Origin of the sequence: Frigidibacter sp. ROC022, assembly GCF_024723735.1 — a bacterium.
Taxonomy (GTDB): domain Bacteria; phylum Pseudomonadota; class Alphaproteobacteria; order Rhodobacterales; family Rhodobacteraceae; genus SLM-1.
Genome location: NZ_JANQDU010000004.1, coordinates 479,314 through 494,585, shown reverse-complemented (window position 1 = coordinate 494,585; position 15,272 = coordinate 479,314). Strand labels below are relative to the sequence as shown.

20 protein-coding genes are annotated in these 15,272 nt (G+C 68.0%); 11 read left to right on the top strand and 9 right to left on the bottom strand.

The features are described 5' to 3' along the window. Nucleotides 1–79 precede the first annotated feature (79 nt). On the top strand, nucleotides 80–565 hold the full coding sequence (locus NUW50_RS18355; RefSeq protein ID WP_258290615.1) for an ureidoglycolate lyase: 486 nt from the start codon (nucleotides 80–82) through the stop codon (nucleotides 563–565). A gap of 25 nt (nucleotides 566–590) precedes the next feature. Then, complete coding sequence (locus NUW50_RS18350) at nucleotides 591–737, top strand: hypothetical protein (protein WP_258290614.1); 147 nt, start codon at nucleotides 591–593, stop codon at nucleotides 735–737. Between the two features lie 21 nt (nucleotides 738–758). On the opposite strand, the gene NUW50_RS18345 is transcribed toward NUW50_RS18350, so the two are convergent. Continuing rightward, nucleotides 759–1,325: a GcrA family cell cycle regulator gene (locus tag NUW50_RS18345; RefSeq protein ID WP_258290613.1), complete on the bottom strand. Its 567-nt coding sequence runs from the start codon at nucleotides 1,323–1,325 to the stop codon at nucleotides 759–761. Nucleotides 1,326–1,694: 369 nt separating this feature from the next. On the opposite strand from NUW50_RS18345, the gene NUW50_RS18340 reads away from it, so the two are divergent. From NUW50_RS18340 to NUW50_RS18320, 5 genes are all read left to right on the top strand, one after another. Then, nucleotides 1,695–2,876 (top strand): aspartate aminotransferase family protein, encoded by a 1,182-nt coding sequence (locus NUW50_RS18340; protein WP_258290612.1) that lies wholly within the window; start codon nucleotides 1,695–1,697, stop codon nucleotides 2,874–2,876. Between the two features lie 73 nt (nucleotides 2,877–2,949). Next, nucleotides 2,950–3,879, top strand: a complete 930-nt coding sequence (argF, locus tag NUW50_RS18335; RefSeq protein ID WP_258290611.1) for an ornithine carbamoyltransferase — start codon at nucleotides 2,950–2,952, stop codon at nucleotides 3,877–3,879. 170 nt (nucleotides 3,880–4,049) lie between these two features. Then, nucleotides 4,050–5,462, top strand: coding sequence for an NADP-dependent phosphogluconate dehydrogenase (gene gndA, locus NUW50_RS18330; protein ID WP_258290610.1), 1,413 nt, complete (start codon nucleotides 4,050–4,052; stop codon nucleotides 5,460–5,462). A 78-nt stretch (nucleotides 5,463–5,540) separates the two neighbouring features. After that, complete coding sequence (gene rimO / locus NUW50_RS18325) at nucleotides 5,541–6,917, top strand: 30S ribosomal protein S12 methylthiotransferase RimO (RefSeq protein ID WP_258290634.1); 1,377 nt, start codon at nucleotides 5,541–5,543, stop codon at nucleotides 6,915–6,917. A gap of 81 nt (nucleotides 6,918–6,998) precedes the next feature. Next, nucleotides 6,999–7,241, top strand: a complete 243-nt coding sequence (locus tag NUW50_RS18320) for a CDGSH iron-sulfur domain-containing protein (protein ID WP_258290609.1) — start codon at nucleotides 6,999–7,001, stop codon at nucleotides 7,239–7,241. Nucleotides 7,242–7,244: 3 nt separating this feature from the next. Here the strand turns inward: NUW50_RS18320 and epmA are convergent, their stop codons facing one another. After that, the gene (epmA, locus tag NUW50_RS18315) at nucleotides 7,245–8,288 is read right to left on the bottom strand and encodes an EF-P lysine aminoacylase EpmA (RefSeq protein ID WP_258290608.1); all 1,044 of its coding nucleotides are present in this window, start codon (nucleotides 8,286–8,288) and stop codon (nucleotides 7,245–7,247) included. 96 nt (nucleotides 8,289–8,384) lie between these two features. On the opposite strand from epmA, the gene efp reads away from it, so the two are divergent. Then, a complete protein-coding gene (efp, locus tag NUW50_RS18310; RefSeq protein ID WP_258290607.1) occupies nucleotides 8,385–8,951 on the top strand; it encodes an elongation factor P in 567 nt (188 codons plus the stop codon). Between the two features lie 14 nt (nucleotides 8,952–8,965). Here efp and NUW50_RS18305 read toward each other — a convergent pair whose 3' ends face one another. From NUW50_RS18305 to NUW50_RS18295, 3 genes are all read right to left on the bottom strand, one after another. Then, entirely contained in the window at nucleotides 8,966–9,328 is a 363-nt protein-coding gene (locus tag NUW50_RS18305; protein WP_258290606.1) for a diacylglycerol kinase, read from the bottom strand. Nucleotides 9,329–9,396: 68 nt separating this feature from the next. Next, a complete protein-coding gene (locus tag NUW50_RS18300; RefSeq protein ID WP_258290605.1) occupies nucleotides 9,397–9,654 on the bottom strand; it encodes a DUF6455 family protein in 258 nt (85 codons plus the stop codon). Nucleotides 9,655–9,749: 95 nt separating this feature from the next. Next, nucleotides 9,750–10,481 carry a M48 family metallopeptidase gene (locus tag NUW50_RS18295; protein ID WP_258290604.1) on the bottom strand — a complete coding sequence of 244 codons (732 nt, stop codon included), beginning with the start codon at nucleotides 10,479–10,481 and terminating at the stop codon, nucleotides 9,750–9,752. A 169-nt stretch (nucleotides 10,482–10,650) separates the two neighbouring features. On the opposite strand from NUW50_RS18295, the gene NUW50_RS18290 reads away from it, so the two are divergent. Further along, nucleotides 10,651–10,884, top strand: a complete 234-nt coding sequence (locus tag NUW50_RS18290) for a hypothetical protein (protein ID WP_258290603.1) — start codon at nucleotides 10,651–10,653, stop codon at nucleotides 10,882–10,884. Between the two features lie 72 nt (nucleotides 10,885–10,956). Here NUW50_RS18290 and NUW50_RS18285 read toward each other — a convergent pair whose 3' ends face one another. The 4 genes from NUW50_RS18285 to lgt form a co-directional block, all read right to left on the bottom strand. Beyond that, the gene (locus tag NUW50_RS18285) at nucleotides 10,957–11,103 is read right to left on the bottom strand and encodes a hypothetical protein (protein ID WP_258290602.1); all 147 of its coding nucleotides are present in this window, start codon (nucleotides 11,101–11,103) and stop codon (nucleotides 10,957–10,959) included. A gap of 264 nt (nucleotides 11,104–11,367) precedes the next feature. Then, entirely contained in the window at nucleotides 11,368–12,126 is a 759-nt protein-coding gene (pgeF, locus tag NUW50_RS18280) for a peptidoglycan editing factor PgeF (protein ID WP_258290601.1), read from the bottom strand. After that, entirely contained in the window at nucleotides 12,116–13,189 is a 1,074-nt protein-coding gene (locus tag NUW50_RS18275) for a class I SAM-dependent methyltransferase (RefSeq protein ID WP_258290600.1), read from the bottom strand. Before NUW50_RS18275 ends, pgeF begins: the two co-directional genes overlap by 11 nt. After that, nucleotides 13,186–14,076, bottom strand: a complete 891-nt coding sequence (lgt, locus tag NUW50_RS18270; RefSeq protein ID WP_258290599.1) for a prolipoprotein diacylglyceryl transferase — start codon at nucleotides 14,074–14,076, stop codon at nucleotides 13,186–13,188. The genes NUW50_RS18275 and lgt overlap by 4 nt, the downstream gene beginning before the upstream one ends. Nucleotides 14,077–14,182: 106 nt before the next feature. Between lgt and NUW50_RS18265 the strand changes: the two genes are divergently transcribed. Both NUW50_RS18265 and NUW50_RS18260 read left to right on the top strand, forming a co-directional pair. Next, complete coding sequence (locus NUW50_RS18265; protein WP_258290598.1) at nucleotides 14,183–14,443, top strand: accessory factor UbiK family protein; 261 nt, start codon at nucleotides 14,183–14,185, stop codon at nucleotides 14,441–14,443. A gap of 252 nt (nucleotides 14,444–14,695) precedes the next feature. Continuing rightward, nucleotides 14,696–15,199 carry a YbjN domain-containing protein gene (locus tag NUW50_RS18260; RefSeq protein ID WP_258290597.1) on the top strand — a complete coding sequence of 168 codons (504 nt, stop codon included), beginning with the start codon at nucleotides 14,696–14,698 and terminating at the stop codon, nucleotides 15,197–15,199. The last annotated feature ends 73 nt before the right edge of the window (nucleotides 15,200–15,272 follow it).

Below are 15,272 nucleotides of genomic sequence, written 5' to 3'. Positions count from 1 at the left end.
CCCCCCCCCCCCCCCCCCCCCCCCCCCCCCCCCCCCCCCCCCCCCCCCCCCCCCCCCCCCGGACCCCGCCGCCCATCCCATGCAACAGATCACCGCCCAACCGCTCACCGCCGCCGCCTTCGCCCCTTTCGGCGAGGTGCTGGAGGCTGCCGGTGCGCCGGACAAGCTGATCAACCAGGGGCTCTGCGGGCGTTGGCACGACCGCGCGACGCTGGACTTCGACGGCGAGGGCCGGGCGGGGATCTCGATCTTCCGGGCCGAGCCGCGCGCCCTGCCCTACGAGCTCACCCTGGTCGAGCGGCACCCGAAGGGCTCGCAGGCCTTCCTGCCGATGACCGAACATCCCTTCCTGGTCAGCGTCGCGCCCGATGCCGGGGGCCGTCCCGGCAGGCCGCTGGCCTTCCTGACCGCACCGGGTCAGGGGATCAATCTGCACCGGGGCACCTGGCACGGGGTGTTGACACCGCTGCACGCGCCGGGGCTGTTTGCGGTGGTGGACCGGATCGGGCCGTGCGTGAATCTCGAGGAAGTCACCTATCCCGAGCCATGGAGGATCATCGCATGACACCAACCCGACAGGGGCAGCGCCGATGACCGCCGTCGGCATTTCCGGTCTGCTGGCGTTCTTCACCGCCCTGCCGTCAATCCCCGCCTGGATCGCCGGGGTCGGGCTGGCCCTGAGCCTGCCGATGCCGGGCACCGGCATCATCGCGGCGCTGTTGCAGGCCCTGCCCTGAGGGCAGCGCCCGGTAACGATCCTAGCGGCGCCGATCCCGGCGCGAGCTCATCGGCTGGAAGGCGACGCCGACATGGGCCTCGCAATAGGGCTTGCCGGGCTGGGCGGCCAGGCCGCAGAACCAGAAGTTGTCGGTCGCCGGGTCGCCGATCGGCCATTTGCAGGTCCGCTCGGTCAGTTCCATCAGGCTGATCCGCGCCGCTTTCTTCTCGACCTCGCGGACCGAGGCCAGGGCCTCGGGCGAAATCTCGTTGGCGGCGGGCTGCGGCGGCAGCGGCTGACCGGCGGTGATCACCGGCTTGCGATGCGGGGTCACCGGCTTTTCGGCCGGCCGGGCCTCGGCGGCGCCGGACTCGGGTTCCGGGGCCGGCGCCGCTTCGCGCGCCGGTTTGGCGGCGGCAGCGGCGGCGGGCGCCGGGGTCGAGGCGGCCGCGTTGGCGCCGACCCGGTTCGACAGACCCAGGCGGTGAACCTTGCCGATCACCGCGTTCCGGGTCACGCCGCCAAGTTCCTTGGCGATCTGCGAGGCCGACTGGCCTTCGTTCCACATGCGTTTCAGCGTCTCGACACGCTCATCGGTCCAGGACATCGGATGCCTTTCGGGCTTGACCAGGCACCACCTCATCGGGGCGGGCCTGCGGTCTCGGGGAATTTGTTTCCCCTATTGTAGTGGGGACGGACGTGGATACAAGGCAGCTGCGACGATTTCAAGCAGATGTGCCGATCCCGGCGCGGGGCACTCCGCCGGCTGGACAGGCCGGGCGGGAGTTGCTACATGCCGCGCATGGACATCCGCATTGCCCTTGCCGCCCTGCCCCGACGCCGACGCTGCTGCGCCTGACGTCCTGTCCTGCTGCCCGGTCCCCGGATCCGGCAGATGCCCAGTCCCTCCCCGCTTTCCGTTGACACCGCCCCAAGGCCGTTGCCTTATCCGGGCTTCATCTTGCGAGAGTCCCACATGATCCCGTCCGTCCTGCCGACCTATTCCCGCGCACCGTTTGCCTTCGAGCATGGTGAAGGCTCCTGGCTTGTCACCACCGATGGCCGCCGAATGCTCGACCTCGGTGCCGGGATCGCGGTCAACGCGCTCGGCCATGCCCATCCGGCGCTGGTCAGGACGATCTCGGATCAGGCGGCGAAGCTCTGGCATGTCTCGAACCTCTACCAGATTCCGGAACAGGAGGCGCTGGCCGACAAGCTGGTCGAGCTGACCTTTGCCGATACCGTCTTCTTCACCAATTCAGGCACCGAGTCCTGCGAACTGGCGGTGAAGATGGCGCGCAAGTACTGGTACGACAAGGGCCAGCCCGAGCGGACCGACATCATCACCTTCGACGGCTCCTTCCATGGCCGGTCCGCGGCAGCCATCGCCGCTGCGGGGGCCGAGAAGATGGTCAAGGGCTTCGGCCCGCTGCTGCCGGGTTTCGTGCATCTGCCCTTCGGCGATCACGAGGCGTTGCAGGCCGCCGTCACCCCCAACACCGCCGCCATCCTGGTCGAGCCGATCCAGGGCGAGGGCGGCATCCGGGTGCTGCCCGACGCCTGCCTGAAAGGCATGCGCGACATCTGCGACGCCTCGGGCACCCTGCTGATCCTCGACGAGGTGCAATGCGGCATGGGGCGCACCGGGCGGCTCTTCGCCCATGAATGGGCCGGGATAACCCCCGACATCATGATGGTCGCCAAGGGCATCGGCGGCGGCTTCCCGCTGGGTGCGGTCCTGGCCACCGAGGATGCCGCCAGCGGCATGGTCGCGGGCACCCATGGATCGACCTATGGCGGCAATCCGCTGGGCTGCGCCATCGGCAAGACGGTGACCGACCTGGTCTCGGCGCCGGACTTCCTGGAAGAGGTCAACCGCAAGGCCGGCCTGTTCCGGCAAAAGCTCGAATCCCTGGTCGCGGCGCATCCCACGGTCTTCGACTCGGTGCGCGGCACCGGCCTGTTGCTCGGGCTGAAATGCCGGGCCCCGGCCGCCGATCTGGTCAAGGCGGGCTTCGACGAGGAGGTGCTCACCGTCCCCGCCGCCGACAACGTGTTGCGCCTGCTGCCGGCACTCAACATCCCCGACGAGGACATTGCCGAGGCCGTCGCGCGCCTGGACCGGGCCGCGGCCCGTGTCGAGGCCGCCGCCGGCTGATGCCCGCTCAATCCTGAAATATCTACCGGGAACCCGGGGCGAACGGCGCCCCGGCCCGTCAAAGGCGAGACCCATGACAAACCACTTCCTCGACATCCACAAGACCGACCCCCAGGCGCTGCGGCAGATGATCGACCAGGCCCGGACGATGAAGACCGCCCGCGCCGGCCGGCCCAAGGGCGCACCGGATGACGAGCAGCCGCTCAAGGATCGGATCGTCGCCCTGATCTTCGAGAAGCCCTCGACCCGCACCCGGGTGTCCTTCGATGTCGGAGTCCGGCAGATGGGCGGCGAGACCCTGGTGCTCTCGGGTTCGGAAATGCAGCTGGGCCATGGTGAGACCATTGCCGACACCGCACGGGTGCTGAGCCGCTACGTCGATCTGATCATGATCCGGACCTTCGAGGAACAGACCCTGCTGGAGATGGCGGAATACGCCACGGTGCCGGTGATCAACGGGCTGACCAACCGCACCCATCCCTGCCAGATCATGGCCGACGTGCTGACCTTCGAGGAACATCGCGGCCCGATCGCCGGGCGCAAGGTGGTCTGGTGCGGCGACGGCAACAATGTCTGCGCCTCCTGGCTGCATGCGGCCGGCGAGTTCGGCTTTGATCTGACCTTCACCGGGCCGCCGACACTGGACCCCGAGGATGAATTCGTCGGGCTGGCCCGGAGCAAGGGCGCCACGATCACGATCGAGCGCGACCCCGACAAAGCCGTCGAAGGCGCCGATCTGGTGATCGCCGATACCTGGGTCTCGATGCATGACAGCCAGTCCTCGCGCGAGCGGCGGCACAACCAGCTTCGGCCCTATCAGGTCAACGAGGCGCTGATGGCCAAGGCCAAGCCCGACGCGCTGTTCATGCATTGCCTGCCCGCGCATCGCGACGACGAGGTGACCAGCGCGGTGATGGACGGCCCGCATTCGGTGATCTTCGATGAAGCCGAGAACCGGCTGCACGCGCAGAAGGCGGTGCTGCGCTGGTGTCTCGGCGTCTGACAGGGGGAAGACAGCGCCCGGCCCCGGGCGCGGCGGCCCCGTCAGGGCCGGCCCGCGCGGGCTGATCCTCGCCGGCGCCGGCCGCGCGGGCGGCCGGGAACCCGGCTCGTGGCTTGCCCTCGCCACCCCGGCTGATACTCTCGCCCGACATTTCGACGAAGGACAGAACCATGGCATCTCGGATCGGGCTGATCGGCCTCGCCGTCATGGGCGCCAATCTGGCGCTCAACATCGCGGAAAAGGGCTTTCCGGTGGCGGTCTACAACCGCACCAAGGCCCGGACCGATGCATTCATGGCCGAGGCCGGCTCCCTGGCCCCGAAGCTCACGCCGACCGCCAGCTATGCCGAACTGGTCGGCGCCCTGACCAGCCCGCGGGCGATCATCATCATGGTGCAGGCCGGCGACCCGGTCGATCAGGTGATCGGTGATCTGGTGCCGCTGCTGGCCCCCGGCGACATGATCATCGATGCCGGCAACGCCAATTTCCACGACACGCGGCGGCGCGAGGCCGAACTTCGCGCCAAGGGCCTGTCCTTCATCGGCATGGGCGTTTCGGGCGGCGAGGAAGGCGCCCGGCACGGTCCTTCGATCATGGTCGGCGGCAAGGCCGAGAGCTACGCCCATATCCGCGACATCGTCGAGGCGATCGCGGCGAAATACCAGGGCGCCCCCTGCGCCGCGCATCTGGGCCCGGACGGGGCCGGGCATTTCGTCAAGACGGTGCACAACGGCATCGAATACGGCGACATGCAGATGATCGCCGAGGTCTGGGGCCTGCTGCGCGACGGCATGGGCCGCAGCCCGGCGCAGGCATCGAAACTCTTCGAGGGCTGGAACGCGGGCCGGCTGAAAAGCTATCTGGTCGAGATTTCCGCAACCGTCCTTGCGGCCGCAGACCCGAAGACCGGCAAACCGATGGTCGAGATGATCCTCGACCGCGCCGGGCAGAAGGGCACCGGGCGCTGGACGGTGATCGAGGCCCTGGGGCTGGGCCAGTCGGCCTCGACCATCGAGGCGGCGGTCGGCGCCCGTTCCTGGTCCTCGACCCGCGAGGCGCGGATCGCCGGAGAGCGGCTCTATCCGCGGCAGGCCACGGCCCCGCTGGACCTGCCCGACGAGGTGCTGGAAAACGCGCTGCTGGCGGCCAAGATCATTGCCTACAGCCAAGGCTTCTCGCTGCTGGCGGCGGCCTCGGCGCATTTCGACTGGGCGCTGGACATGGGCCGGATCGCCGAGATCTGGCGCGAGGGCTGCATCATCCGCTCGGCGATGCTCGACGACATGGCCGCAGCGGCGCGGGCCGGGATGCCCGAAGGCATGCTGATCTTCGCGCCCGATTTCGTGAAGCTGCTGGCCCCGGCGACGGCAGAGCTGCGCCGGGTGGTCGCCGCGGCGGCGGGGGCCGGCCTGCCGGTTCCGGCCTTCTCGGCGGCGCTGGCCTATTTCGACTCGATGCGCCAGGCGCGCGGCACCACCGACCTGATCCAGGGGCAGCGCGACTATTTCGGCGCGCATGGGTTCGAGCGGGTGGATGGCGGCTCCGGGCACCACGGGCCCTGGGCCATGGGCCTTGGCGGCTGACTCGAAGGCGCCGACTTGCGCCACGTCCCATGCCGGACGCCCCTTCCCTCGCCCCTGCCCGGGCGCTATATGCCGGCGATGCCGATCAACCCGCCTGACCTCCGCCCCGACCTTGCGCCGCGCCTGACGCTGAACGACGACCGCCGCGACGGCCAGCCGATGATCGGCATGGTCTCGCTCGGCTGTCCCAAGGCGTTGGTGGACAGCGAGCGGATCCTGACCCGGCTCAGGGCCGAGGGCTATGCGATCAGCCCCGATTACCAGGGCGCCGATGCGGTGATCGTCAATACCTGCGGCTTTCTCGACTCGGCCAAGGCGGAAAGCCTGCAAGCCATCGGCGAGGCGCTGCAGGAAAACGGCCGGGTCATCGTCACCGGCTGCCTCGGCGCCGAACCCGAGTACATCACCGGGGCGCATCCGAAGGTGCTGGCCGTCACCGGGCCGCATCAATACGAGGCGGTGCTCGACGCCGTCCATGCCGCCGTGCCGCCGGCGCCCGATCCCTTTGTCGATCTGCTGCCGGCCAGCGGCGTCAGCCTGACCCCGCGCCACTACAGCTATCTGAAGATATCGGAAGGCTGTAACCACAAATGCAGGTTCTGCATCATCCCCGACATGCGCGGCCGCCTGGTCTCGCGCCCCGCCCATGCGGTCCTGCGCGAAGCCGAGCGGCTGGTCGAGGCCGGGGTCCGGGAACTGCTGGTGATCTCGCAGGACACCTCGGCCTATGGCGTCGATCTGAAGCACGCAACCGAGCGGGGCCACCGCGCCCATATCACCGACCTGGCCCGCGACCTGGGCCGGCTCGGCGCCTGGGTCCGGCTGCACTACGTCTATCCCTACCCGCATGTGCGCGACCTCGTGCCGCTGATGGCCGAGGGGCTGGTGCTGCCCTATCTCGACATCCCGTTCCAGCACGCCGACCCCGGCGTGCTGCGCCGCATGGCCCGGCCCGCCGCCGCCGCGAAGACGCTGGACGAAATCGCCGCCTGGCGCGCCATCTGCCCCGAAATCGCCCTGCGCTCGACCTTCATCGTCGGCTATCCGGGCGAGACCGAGGCCGAGTTCCAGGTGCTGCTCGACTGGCTGGACGAGGCGCAGCTGGACCGGGTCGGCTGCTTTCAATACGAAGACGTGAAGGGCGCCCGCTCGAACGCCCTGCCCGACCATGTCCCCGACGAGGTCAAGCAGGACCGCTGGAACCGCTTCATGGCCAGGGCGCAGGCGATTTCCGAGGCGAAACTGGCGGCGAAGGTCGGGCAGCAGATGCAGGTGATCGTCGATGAGGTGGACGCCGAGGGCGCGACCTGCCGCACCAAGGCCGACGCGCCCGAGATCGACGGCAACCTGTTCATCGACGAAGGTTTCGAAGGGCTGACCCCGGGCGACCTGGTGACGGTCGAGGTGGACGAAGCCGGGGAGTATGATCTTTGGGGGAAGATCGGTTCACATTGACGCGTTGACAATCCGCGCCTGGTGACAAGGGATTGGGCGGCCTCAGCCATGAGTCGACCCCAAAGCCAGGAAGGAGCACCGATGACGGAAACCCCGAAGATCGCCCAGAAAGCCCCCTATCCCGTCGAGGTCGAAGCCGGAAAGACCTATTTCTGGTGTCAGTGCGGCCTGTCCGAAAAGCAACCCTTCTGCGACGGCAGCCACAAGTCCGGGCCGTTCACCCCGGTAAAATACGTGGCGACCGAGAGCCGCCGGGTGTTCTTCTGCGGCTGCAAGCAGTCGGCCAACAAGCCGCTCTGCGACGGCACCCACAAGTCCCTCTGATCCCTAGCCCACCGGCGCCCAGATCACGTCGTCGATCCTCGGTGCGCCGGTGGCCAGCATCACCAGCCGGTCAAAGCCCAGGGCGATGCCGGATGCCGGGGGCATGATCTCCAGCGCCGCCAGGAAATCCTCGTCCAGCGGATAGCGCTCGCCATAGACGCGGGCCTTCTCGGCCATCTCGGCCTCGAACCTCCGCCGCTGTTCCTCCGCGTCGGTCAGTTCTCCAAAGCCGTTCGCCAGTTCCACCCCGCAGGCATAGAGCTCAAACCGCTCGGCCACCCGGGGATCGTCGGGCGCTCGCCGGGCCAGCGCCGCCTCGGCGGCCGGGTAACGGTCGAGCACCGTGGCGCGACCGTGGCCCAGATGCGGCTCGACCTTCTCGACCAGCACCCGGCTCAGCATGTCGGACCAGCTGTCATCGCCGCCGAAGCGCAGGCCCCGGGCGGTCAGCTGCGCCGCCAGCGCCGCGGCGTCGGGGGTGCCGTCGGCGTCCAGGGTCGCCAGCAGGTCGATCCCGGCATGACGCCGGAACGCCTCGGCCACCGAGACCCGCTCGGGCTCGGCGAAAGGATCGCAGCTGGCCGCGCCGAAGCGCAGCAGATCGCTGCCCGCCGCCCGCGCCGCCAGACCCAGCATCGCGGCGCAGTCCCGCATCAGCACCGAATAGTCCTCACCCGCCCGATACCACTCCAGCATGGTGAATTCCGGGCTGTGGGTCGGCCCCCGCTCGCGATTGCGGAACACATGCGCGAAGGCCGCAATCCTTGTCTCGCCCGCCGCCAGCAGCTTCTTCATCGCGAATTCCGGCGAGGTATGCAGATACATCGGCCGGCCCTGCCCGTCATTGCCGATCGCCTCGGTGGCAAAGGCATGCAGATGCGCCTCGTTCCCCGGCGAGACCTGAAGCGCCGAGGGATCGACCTCGACAAAGCCCTCCCCCGCCAGCCAGCCGCGCAGGGCCGACTGGATGCGGCCCCGCGCCAGCAGGGCCGGGCGGCGATCGGCGTGGCGCGAAGGCGACCACCATGGGGAAGCGGCTCTGGTCATGCGGGGCTGGCGAATTGCCTGAATATCGGTTAGGGGCTGGCGTTGAAAACTGCGCCTGACTAGGGCGCCCCCCAGAAGATCGCAAGGACCGAACCTTTGAAAGTCATCGCCTCGTCACTCCGCAAGGGCAATGTCGTGGACATCGACGGCCGGCTCTATGTCGTGCTGAATGCCACCAACTTCCACCCCGGCAAGGGCACGCCGACCACCTCGGTCGACATGCGCCGGATCTCGGACGGCGTGAAGGTCACCGACCGCTGGAAAACCACCGAGCAGGTCGAGAAGGCCAATGTCGACGACCGAGACTACGATTTCCTCTATGAAGATGCCGAAGGCTATCACTTCATGGAGCCGAACACCTATGATCAGGTCGCGGTCTCGCCGGACGTCATCGGCGACGACAAGGTCTGGCTGGCGGACGGGATGCGGGTCTCGCTCAAGACCCATGAAGGCATCGCGATCTCGATCGAACTGCCGCAGAAGGTGACGCTGGAAGTGGTCGAGACCGAGCCGGTGACCAAGGGCCAGACCGCCTCCTCCTCCTACAAGCCGGCGGTGCTGTCGAACGGCGTGAAGACCACCGTTCCGCCGCATATCGGTGTCGGCACCCGTGTGGTCGTCTCGACCGAGGACGCTTCGTATCAGGAACGCGCCAAGGACTGATCCCGGCAGCGGGATCAGCCCAGCAGCACCACGACCCAGGCGATGCCCGCCGCGATGGCGCACAGCGCCACCGCCGCGCTGCCGCAATCCTTGGCCTTCCCGGCCCGCGCATCGATGCCCGGGCTGACCATGTCGACGATTTCCTCGATGGCGGTGTTCAGCACTTCGGCGGCCAGCACCAGAACGCCCAGAGCCAGGATCAGCGCCCGTTCGCCCGGGCTCATCTCCACCGCAAAGGCCAGCGCGGCCGAAAGCAGATTGGCCAGGCTCCATTGCCGAAGCGACTTCTCGCTGGCCCAGGCCGCGCGCCAGCCGGCCAGCGACCAGCAGCAGGTCTTCCAGAATCGTTGCGTTTCGGCCTTCAGCCAGGCAGCCATGGCATCCCTCCCCCGGTCCGGCGGGAAGGATAGTCAGGCGGCCGTGCCGCGCCAAGCCCCGGGGTCGGTCAGCCGGTGGCGAGCCGTTCGAAGGTCTCGCGGTTGCGGCAATAGTCCGGGGCCGCCTCGGCACCGGCCGGATGCGCGTCCAGGAACTGCTGACATTCTCCGGGCTTTTCGCAGGCCAGGCAGTTCATCAGCAGGCCGCGGAAGCTGCCCTCGCAGAGTTCGCCGCGCATCGCCTTCTCGGCCAGGTCGATGTTCAGCGTATCGGCCATCTTGCCGACCAGCGCGGCATGTCGATTCAGTCTCGTGGTATAGGACATCGGTCTCTCCTTCCGGGCCGGTCCGCACGTTCTGCGCCCAGCCTAGGCAGATGCCGCAGCGTTAACATTGATGTGAATCAAGTCCCGGCCCGGCCCTAGCCGCCCGCCCGCAGTGCCTCGGTCACCCGCGCAACGGTCGCCAGTCGCGCGGCATTGGGCGGATGGGTCCCCAGGAAGGCGTCGCCCGGGTCCGGCAGCCGGTCGAAATAGGCCGCCCCGAGCATCGGGTCGTAGCCTGCGCGATAGGCGATTCGGGCACCCAGGGCATCGGCCTCCAGCTCGTGCTCCTTCGAGAACCGCCGCGCCCCGAAGGCCGCCCCGATACGCTGCGCTTCCGTGACCCGGGCCTGATCGGCGCCGCCCAGGGCCGCTGCCGTCCCCAGGATCAGGGCACCCTTCAGTGCCTCGGCCTGCGCCTTGTCGATATGGCCCGCGATGTGATGCGCCGCCTCATGGCCCAGGATGAAAGCCAGTTCGTCCTGATTGCGCGCCATGGCGATCAGCGAGATCGTAAAGACGATCACCGGGCTGCCATCGGCATCGACGGTCTGAAAGGCATTGGGCGGCAGGTCGACGTCGCTGGCGACGTAGATGCCATAGTCGCAATTGCCGTCGCGCCGGGCCCGGCGGCAGAACGCCTCGGCCACCGGTTCGACCCGATCCACCACGGTGACGAAATTGCGTGCCGCCACTTCCGGCGAAGGCAGCACGCCGGTCTGGTCCTGCACCTGCGGCGGCGCGGTCGGGGCCGGCCCCGGAAGGGTCGAAGGCACGGTGCAGCCTACCAGCAGGATCAGCCAGCATATCCGCAGGAATCTTCCGATCATCACCCTGTCCCTCTGCTCGGCCCAACCCTAGCAGACATGCGGCGCCGGGCCAGTCCAACAGTGTCGCAGCCAGCCATCCAGGCACCGCTCCGCGACCAGGGGCGCTCCCGGGTTTACGGCCCCGGCCTTTCCTGCGAGGAAGTCGATCAGTCCCGAGAACGGAGGCCGCATGTTCACCATCGAGCACGAATTCGACGCGACCGTCATCACCCTGGTCGATGAAGGCGCACAGCATTTGCAGGAAGACGTGACCATCCAGTCCTTCGAGGATTGCGTGACGGTCGAACAACTGGATCCGCGCAGCGACGTGGTGCAGAAGATCACCCTGTCGATGACCCAGCTCCGCGACCTCTCGGCGGCGCTGAACCTGCCGGAAGGCGTCTACCGGCTCAAGCGTTCCTAGGCTTCTCACGCATAAAAAATGGCCCCCCGAAGGGGGCCAGTCTGAGCAGGGAGATGGAAAGCTGATGGGCCGTCAGGCCTCGGCGAGCTTTGCCTTCGCCAGTTCCTTGTTGCGACGGGCGATCATGTGCAGCCGGTTGGTGCCACGGGCCCAGGGCATCGTCACCTTGGTCTCTGCCGAGGCTTTGAGAACCGATTCCATCCAGCGTTTCTTGGCCATGGTCGTCACCCCTTGTCGCGTTGCGTCTCTGGTGCGGCCTCATTGCCGCGTTGAGGACAATCTGCCCCCCGTTTGCGGCGGCCCAAGGGCGGTAAACGGGGCATTTTTGGGAAGCTGTATGGCAGGGCTGGTCGGTGCCGATTCCAGCCCGGCGGCGGCGAATCCCTGTCAAAACAAGGGGATGGTCCAGGTCCGCCCCGCCGATTGTTGCTGAAATGGGGCGAATCCGGGCCGAAACGCCCGATTGGTGCCGACAAATTCCGCCTAGATTCGGATCACCGAGATCAATCGACCGTAATCCGCCTCGGCCTGATGCACCGAGCGCCGGTAGGAAAAGAATCGCTCCGGGTCGGAATAGGTGCAATGCCGGGTCCAGAGCGCATCGGCCACCCCGGCCCGGCGCAGCCGGTCGAGGCTGTAGCCCGGAAGGTCGAACTGCACCCGATCGCCCTTCCCCTGGGCAAAGAACCGCGCCGAAGCCTCGTCCTCGGCCAGGAAGCGGTCCAGGAACTCGGGCCCGACCTCATAGGCGCGCTGGCTGATCGTCGGGCCGATCACCACATTGGTCCGGCCCCGATCGGCGCCCAGGGTCTCCATCGCGTCCAGCGTCGCCTCCAGCACCCCGGCCAGGGTGCCTTTCCAGCCGGCATGGGTGGCGCCGATCACCCCCGCCTCGGCATCGGCGAACAGCACCGGCTGGCAATCGGCACTCATCACCGCCAGTGCCAGGCCGGGGGTCGCGGTGACCAGCCCGTCGGCCTGCGGGCGCGGCATCTCGGGGGCTTCGGTGACGGTGATGACCCGGGCCGAATGGACCTGATGCACCAGGGCAAGATCGGCGCTCTTCACCCCCATGGCCCGGGCCACCCGGGCACGGTTGATCTCGACCGCCTCGCGCTGGTCGGTGGAGCCCTGGCCGCAGTTCAGCCCCTGGAAAATCCCCGACGATGCCCCGCCGGCACGGGTAAAGAAGCCATGGCGGAAAGGCAGCAGGCTGTCAGAGGTGATGATCTCAAGTGCCATGATACCCGGGTGGAAGCGCCGCGTCCTTTGGAGCGAAGGCCAGAGTCTTGAACAAGGTTCCCATTTCCGAGGGGGCGGTCAAGCGGCGATGCGCGGCAAGGTGACTTTCCAGTGCCGCCCCCTCCAGCCCGCGGGCCAGCGCGGCGGTCCGGGCCTCGATCCCCAGCGACTGCAACACCGCCCCCTGGGTCTGCATCGCGCTGACACCCAGTTCCGGCGCCGCCCGGGCCAGCGATTCGAAATCGACATGCGCGGTCAGGTCGGCCTCGCCCGGTTCGTCCAGCGGATCGGCAGGCGCGTGGGCCCGCAGCGCCTGCAGGGTATCGCCGAGCGAGCGCCAGTCGCCGTAATCGAACACCAGCGCCGCGCCGCCATGCGCCGCGATCCGGGCCGTCACCTCGCGCAGGATCGGCGCGGCACTGGGGCAGACCTCGACCAGATCACCGTCGCGCGTGTCCGCCAGCCGATGCGCCAGGGCCGCCACCGGCACCGGCTCGGTCAGGCCCCAGGCCAGGCCGGTCCCCTCGGGCGTGCTGCCGATCACCCGCTCGCGCCAGCAGTCCCCCTGGCGGACGAACTGGCGGATCGGCAGGGCGTCGAAGAACTCGTTGGCCACCAGGAACAGCGGCAATTGCGGCAGGTCGGCGGTCTTGTCCACCCAGTGTGGCGCATGGTCGGGCAGCGCCGCCTGCTGCTTCAGCCTGAGATGCGCCGAGGCCTCGACCAGCCAGACCTGCACCGCCTCGGCAAAGCCCGGCACCCGCGCCGTGGCGCGCAGGATGTCGGCCATCAACGTGCCTCGCCCCGGGCCCAGTTCGGCCAGCGCGAAAGGCGCCGGGCTCCCCTGATCCATCCAGCTCTGCGCCAGGCACAGCCCCAGCAACTCTCCGAACATCTGGCTGATCTCGGGCGCGGTGGTGAAATCGCCGCCCACCCCGAACGGGTCGCGGGTGGCGTAATACCCATGCTCGGGATGCAGCAGGCATTCGGCCATGTACTCGGCCACCGTCAGCGGCCCCGAGGCCGCGATCCGGCGCAGAAGCTGACCGGCCAGCGGGGTCATCGTGGCGGCCGCCGCGCCGCCCAGAGCGCCAGCGCCAGGCCGACCGCGATCATCGGCAGCGACAGCAGCTGGCCCATGGTCAGCCCGTATTCCCCCATCCGCAGCACATGGCCATAGGGATTGTCGGGGGTGATGAACTCGGCATCCGCCAGCCGGAAGAACTCGACCACGAACCGCGCCATACCATAGCCCATGACGAAGAGGCCCGTGGTCATCCAGGGCCGGCTCAGGCTGCGGAACCGGGTCACGGCCAGCCACAGCACCAGCCCCAGAAGCACGCCTTCGAGCCCGGCCTCGTACAATTGCGACGGATGCCGGGCACAGGGGCCGATCACGCCGGGGCAATCCTGCGCCGCCTGTCCCGGGAACACCACCGCCCAGGGCAGATCGGAGGGGCGCCCCCAAAGCTCGGCATTGATGAAATTCGCGATCCGTCCCAGCATCAGGCCGACCGGCGTCGAAACCGCGATCCCGTCCGCCAGCGCCGACAGCCGGATACCCTCCTTGCGGGCATAGAGCAGCACCGCCGTCACCACGCCCAGAAAGCCGCCGTGAAACGACATCCCGCCCTGCCAGACCTTGGGAATGTCCAACGGATGGCTCAGGTAATGGCCCGGTTGATAGAACAGCACGAAACCCAGCCTGCCCCCCAGAATGATCCCGAGGATCGCCCAGGTCATGAAATCCTCGGCCTGCCGGACACTGAACGGGGCCGACTCGCCGCCCCACAGCCGGGGGCGCCTGGCCAGCCCGATCAGGATTCGCCAGCCGATCAGGATTCCGGCGATATAGGCCAGGGCATACCAGCGCAGCGGCAGCACATAACCGAAGATCGGCCAGGGAAAGACCTCTGGCGAGATATTGGGGAATTGAATGACCGCCAGCATGGCTGGCATTCCTTGCCGGGGGGCGGCGGGAAGTCAACCGGGGTTGCCCTTGCCGTCCCGACATCCCATATCTGGCTCATGAACCACAGCGGCGGCGGAGGCCCGGATGCAGACCAGCAACAAGATGTTCGAGGATATCTCCAGGCTGATGTCCAACGCGATGGGCGTCGCCCAGGGCGCCAAGACCGAGGCCGAGACCGCGATGCGCGGCTTCATCGACCGCTGGATGGCCGATCGCGATTTCGTCACCCGGGATGAGTTCGAAGCCGTCCGGGCAATGGCGGTGAAGGCCCGCGAAGAGAACGAGGAACTGCGCGCAAGGCTCGACGCGCTCGAAGCCGGTTCCGCCCCCAAGACCAAGGCCTGAGACAGGGCCACGGCCGCCCGGCCCGCTCTCTCCCCGATGCCGATGCGCGGCGGGTCCGCGCCCGCTGTTCTCCACAGCTGATTTCCCGATGCCGCCGGGAAAGCGGAGTTATCCCCAAGAAAGCGCTTTACAGGATTCCGAGCAACGCCCACTATATCTCGTAGGCGAGGGGCAAGATCTTCCCTCACCTTGAGCAGGCACCAAGGCCTTGGGTCAATGAAAGCACAGGGCCATAAATCAAAGAGGCCGGGCATGTCGCTTTCCGAGAATTATCTCCAGACGGAAGATCTTCACCCCATCGACATCGTCGAAAGCATCGCCGAGCACCACGAATGGGAGTTCGACCGCGTTGCCGACGACCAGATCGCGATGGCCGTGGAAGGCCAGTGGCGGACCTATTCGATCACCCTCGCCTGGTCCTCTCATGACGAGACCCTGCGGCTGATCTGCACCTTCGAGATGGAGCCTCCCGAAGACAAGCACGCCGAGCTCTACGAACTGCTGAACCGGATCAACGATTCCTGCTGGGCCGGCGCCTTCACCTGGTGGGAAGAGCAACGCCTGATGGTGTTCCGCTACGGGCTGGTCCTGACCGGCGGACAACTGGCGACGCTGGAGCAGATCGACACGATGATCGCCACCGCCGTTCTTGCCGCCGAGCGCTATTATCCCGCGTTCCAGCTGGCCACCTGGGGCAACCGCTCGATCGAGGAGTCGATGCAGGTCGCCATTGCCGAGGCCTACGGCCGCGCCTAAGCTCTGCCCCGCTGACAGCGGATTGCCGGACCGGGCCGCAGGCGCCGGCCGCGAAACGCTCTGAAACACGGGG

Bases quoted from the DNA above. Each gene is read 5' to 3' on its own strand.
- NUW50_RS18355 (WP_258290615.1), top strand. From the start codon at position 80: ATGCAACAGATCACCGCCCAACCGCTCACCGCCGCCGCCTTCGCCCCT.
- NUW50_RS18350 (WP_258290614.1), top strand. From the start codon at position 591: ATGACCGCCGTCGGCATTTCCGGTCTGCTGGCGTTCTTCACCGCCCTG.
- NUW50_RS18345 (WP_258290613.1), bottom strand. From the start codon at position 1,325: ATGTCCTGGACCGATGAGCGTGTCGAGACGCTGAAACGCATGTGGAAC.
- NUW50_RS18340 (WP_258290612.1), top strand. From the start codon at position 1,695: ATGATCCCGTCCGTCCTGCCGACCTATTCCCGCGCACCGTTTGCCTTC.
- argF (WP_258290611.1), top strand. From the start codon at position 2,950: ATGACAAACCACTTCCTCGACATCCACAAGACCGACCCCCAGGCGCTG.
- gndA (WP_258290610.1), top strand. From the start codon at position 4,050: ATGGCATCTCGGATCGGGCTGATCGGCCTCGCCGTCATGGGCGCCAAT.
- rimO (WP_258290634.1), top strand. From the start codon at position 5,541: ATGCCGATCAACCCGCCTGACCTCCGCCCCGACCTTGCGCCGCGCCTG.
- NUW50_RS18320 (WP_258290609.1), top strand. From the start codon at position 6,999: ATGACGGAAACCCCGAAGATCGCCCAGAAAGCCCCCTATCCCGTCGAG.
- epmA (WP_258290608.1), bottom strand. From the start codon at position 8,288: ATGACCAGAGCCGCTTCCCCATGGTGGTCGCCTTCGCGCCACGCCGAT.
- NUW50_RS18305 (WP_258290606.1), bottom strand. From the start codon at position 9,328: ATGGCTGCCTGGCTGAAGGCCGAAACGCAACGATTCTGGAAGACCTGC.
- NUW50_RS18300 (WP_258290605.1), bottom strand. From the start codon at position 9,654: ATGTCCTATACCACGAGACTGAATCGACATGCCGCGCTGGTCGGCAAG.
- NUW50_RS18295 (WP_258290604.1), bottom strand. From the start codon at position 10,481: ATGATCGGAAGATTCCTGCGGATATGCTGGCTGATCCTGCTGGTAGGC.
- NUW50_RS18290 (WP_258290603.1), top strand. From the start codon at position 10,651: ATGTTCACCATCGAGCACGAATTCGACGCGACCGTCATCACCCTGGTC.
- NUW50_RS18285 (WP_258290602.1), bottom strand. From the start codon at position 11,103: ATGGCCAAGAAACGCTGGATGGAATCGGTTCTCAAAGCCTCGGCAGAG.
- pgeF (WP_258290601.1), bottom strand. From the start codon at position 12,126: ATGGCACTTGAGATCATCACCTCTGACAGCCTGCTGCCTTTCCGCCAT.
- NUW50_RS18275 (WP_258290600.1), bottom strand. From the start codon at position 13,189: ATGACCCCGCTGGCCGGTCAGCTTCTGCGCCGGATCGCGGCCTCGGGG.
- lgt (WP_258290599.1), bottom strand. From the start codon at position 14,076: ATGCTGGCGGTCATTCAATTCCCCAATATCTCGCCAGAGGTCTTTCCC.
- NUW50_RS18265 (WP_258290598.1), top strand. From the start codon at position 14,183: ATGCAGACCAGCAACAAGATGTTCGAGGATATCTCCAGGCTGATGTCC.
- NUW50_RS18260 (WP_258290597.1), top strand. From the start codon at position 14,696: ATGTCGCTTTCCGAGAATTATCTCCAGACGGAAGATCTTCACCCCATC.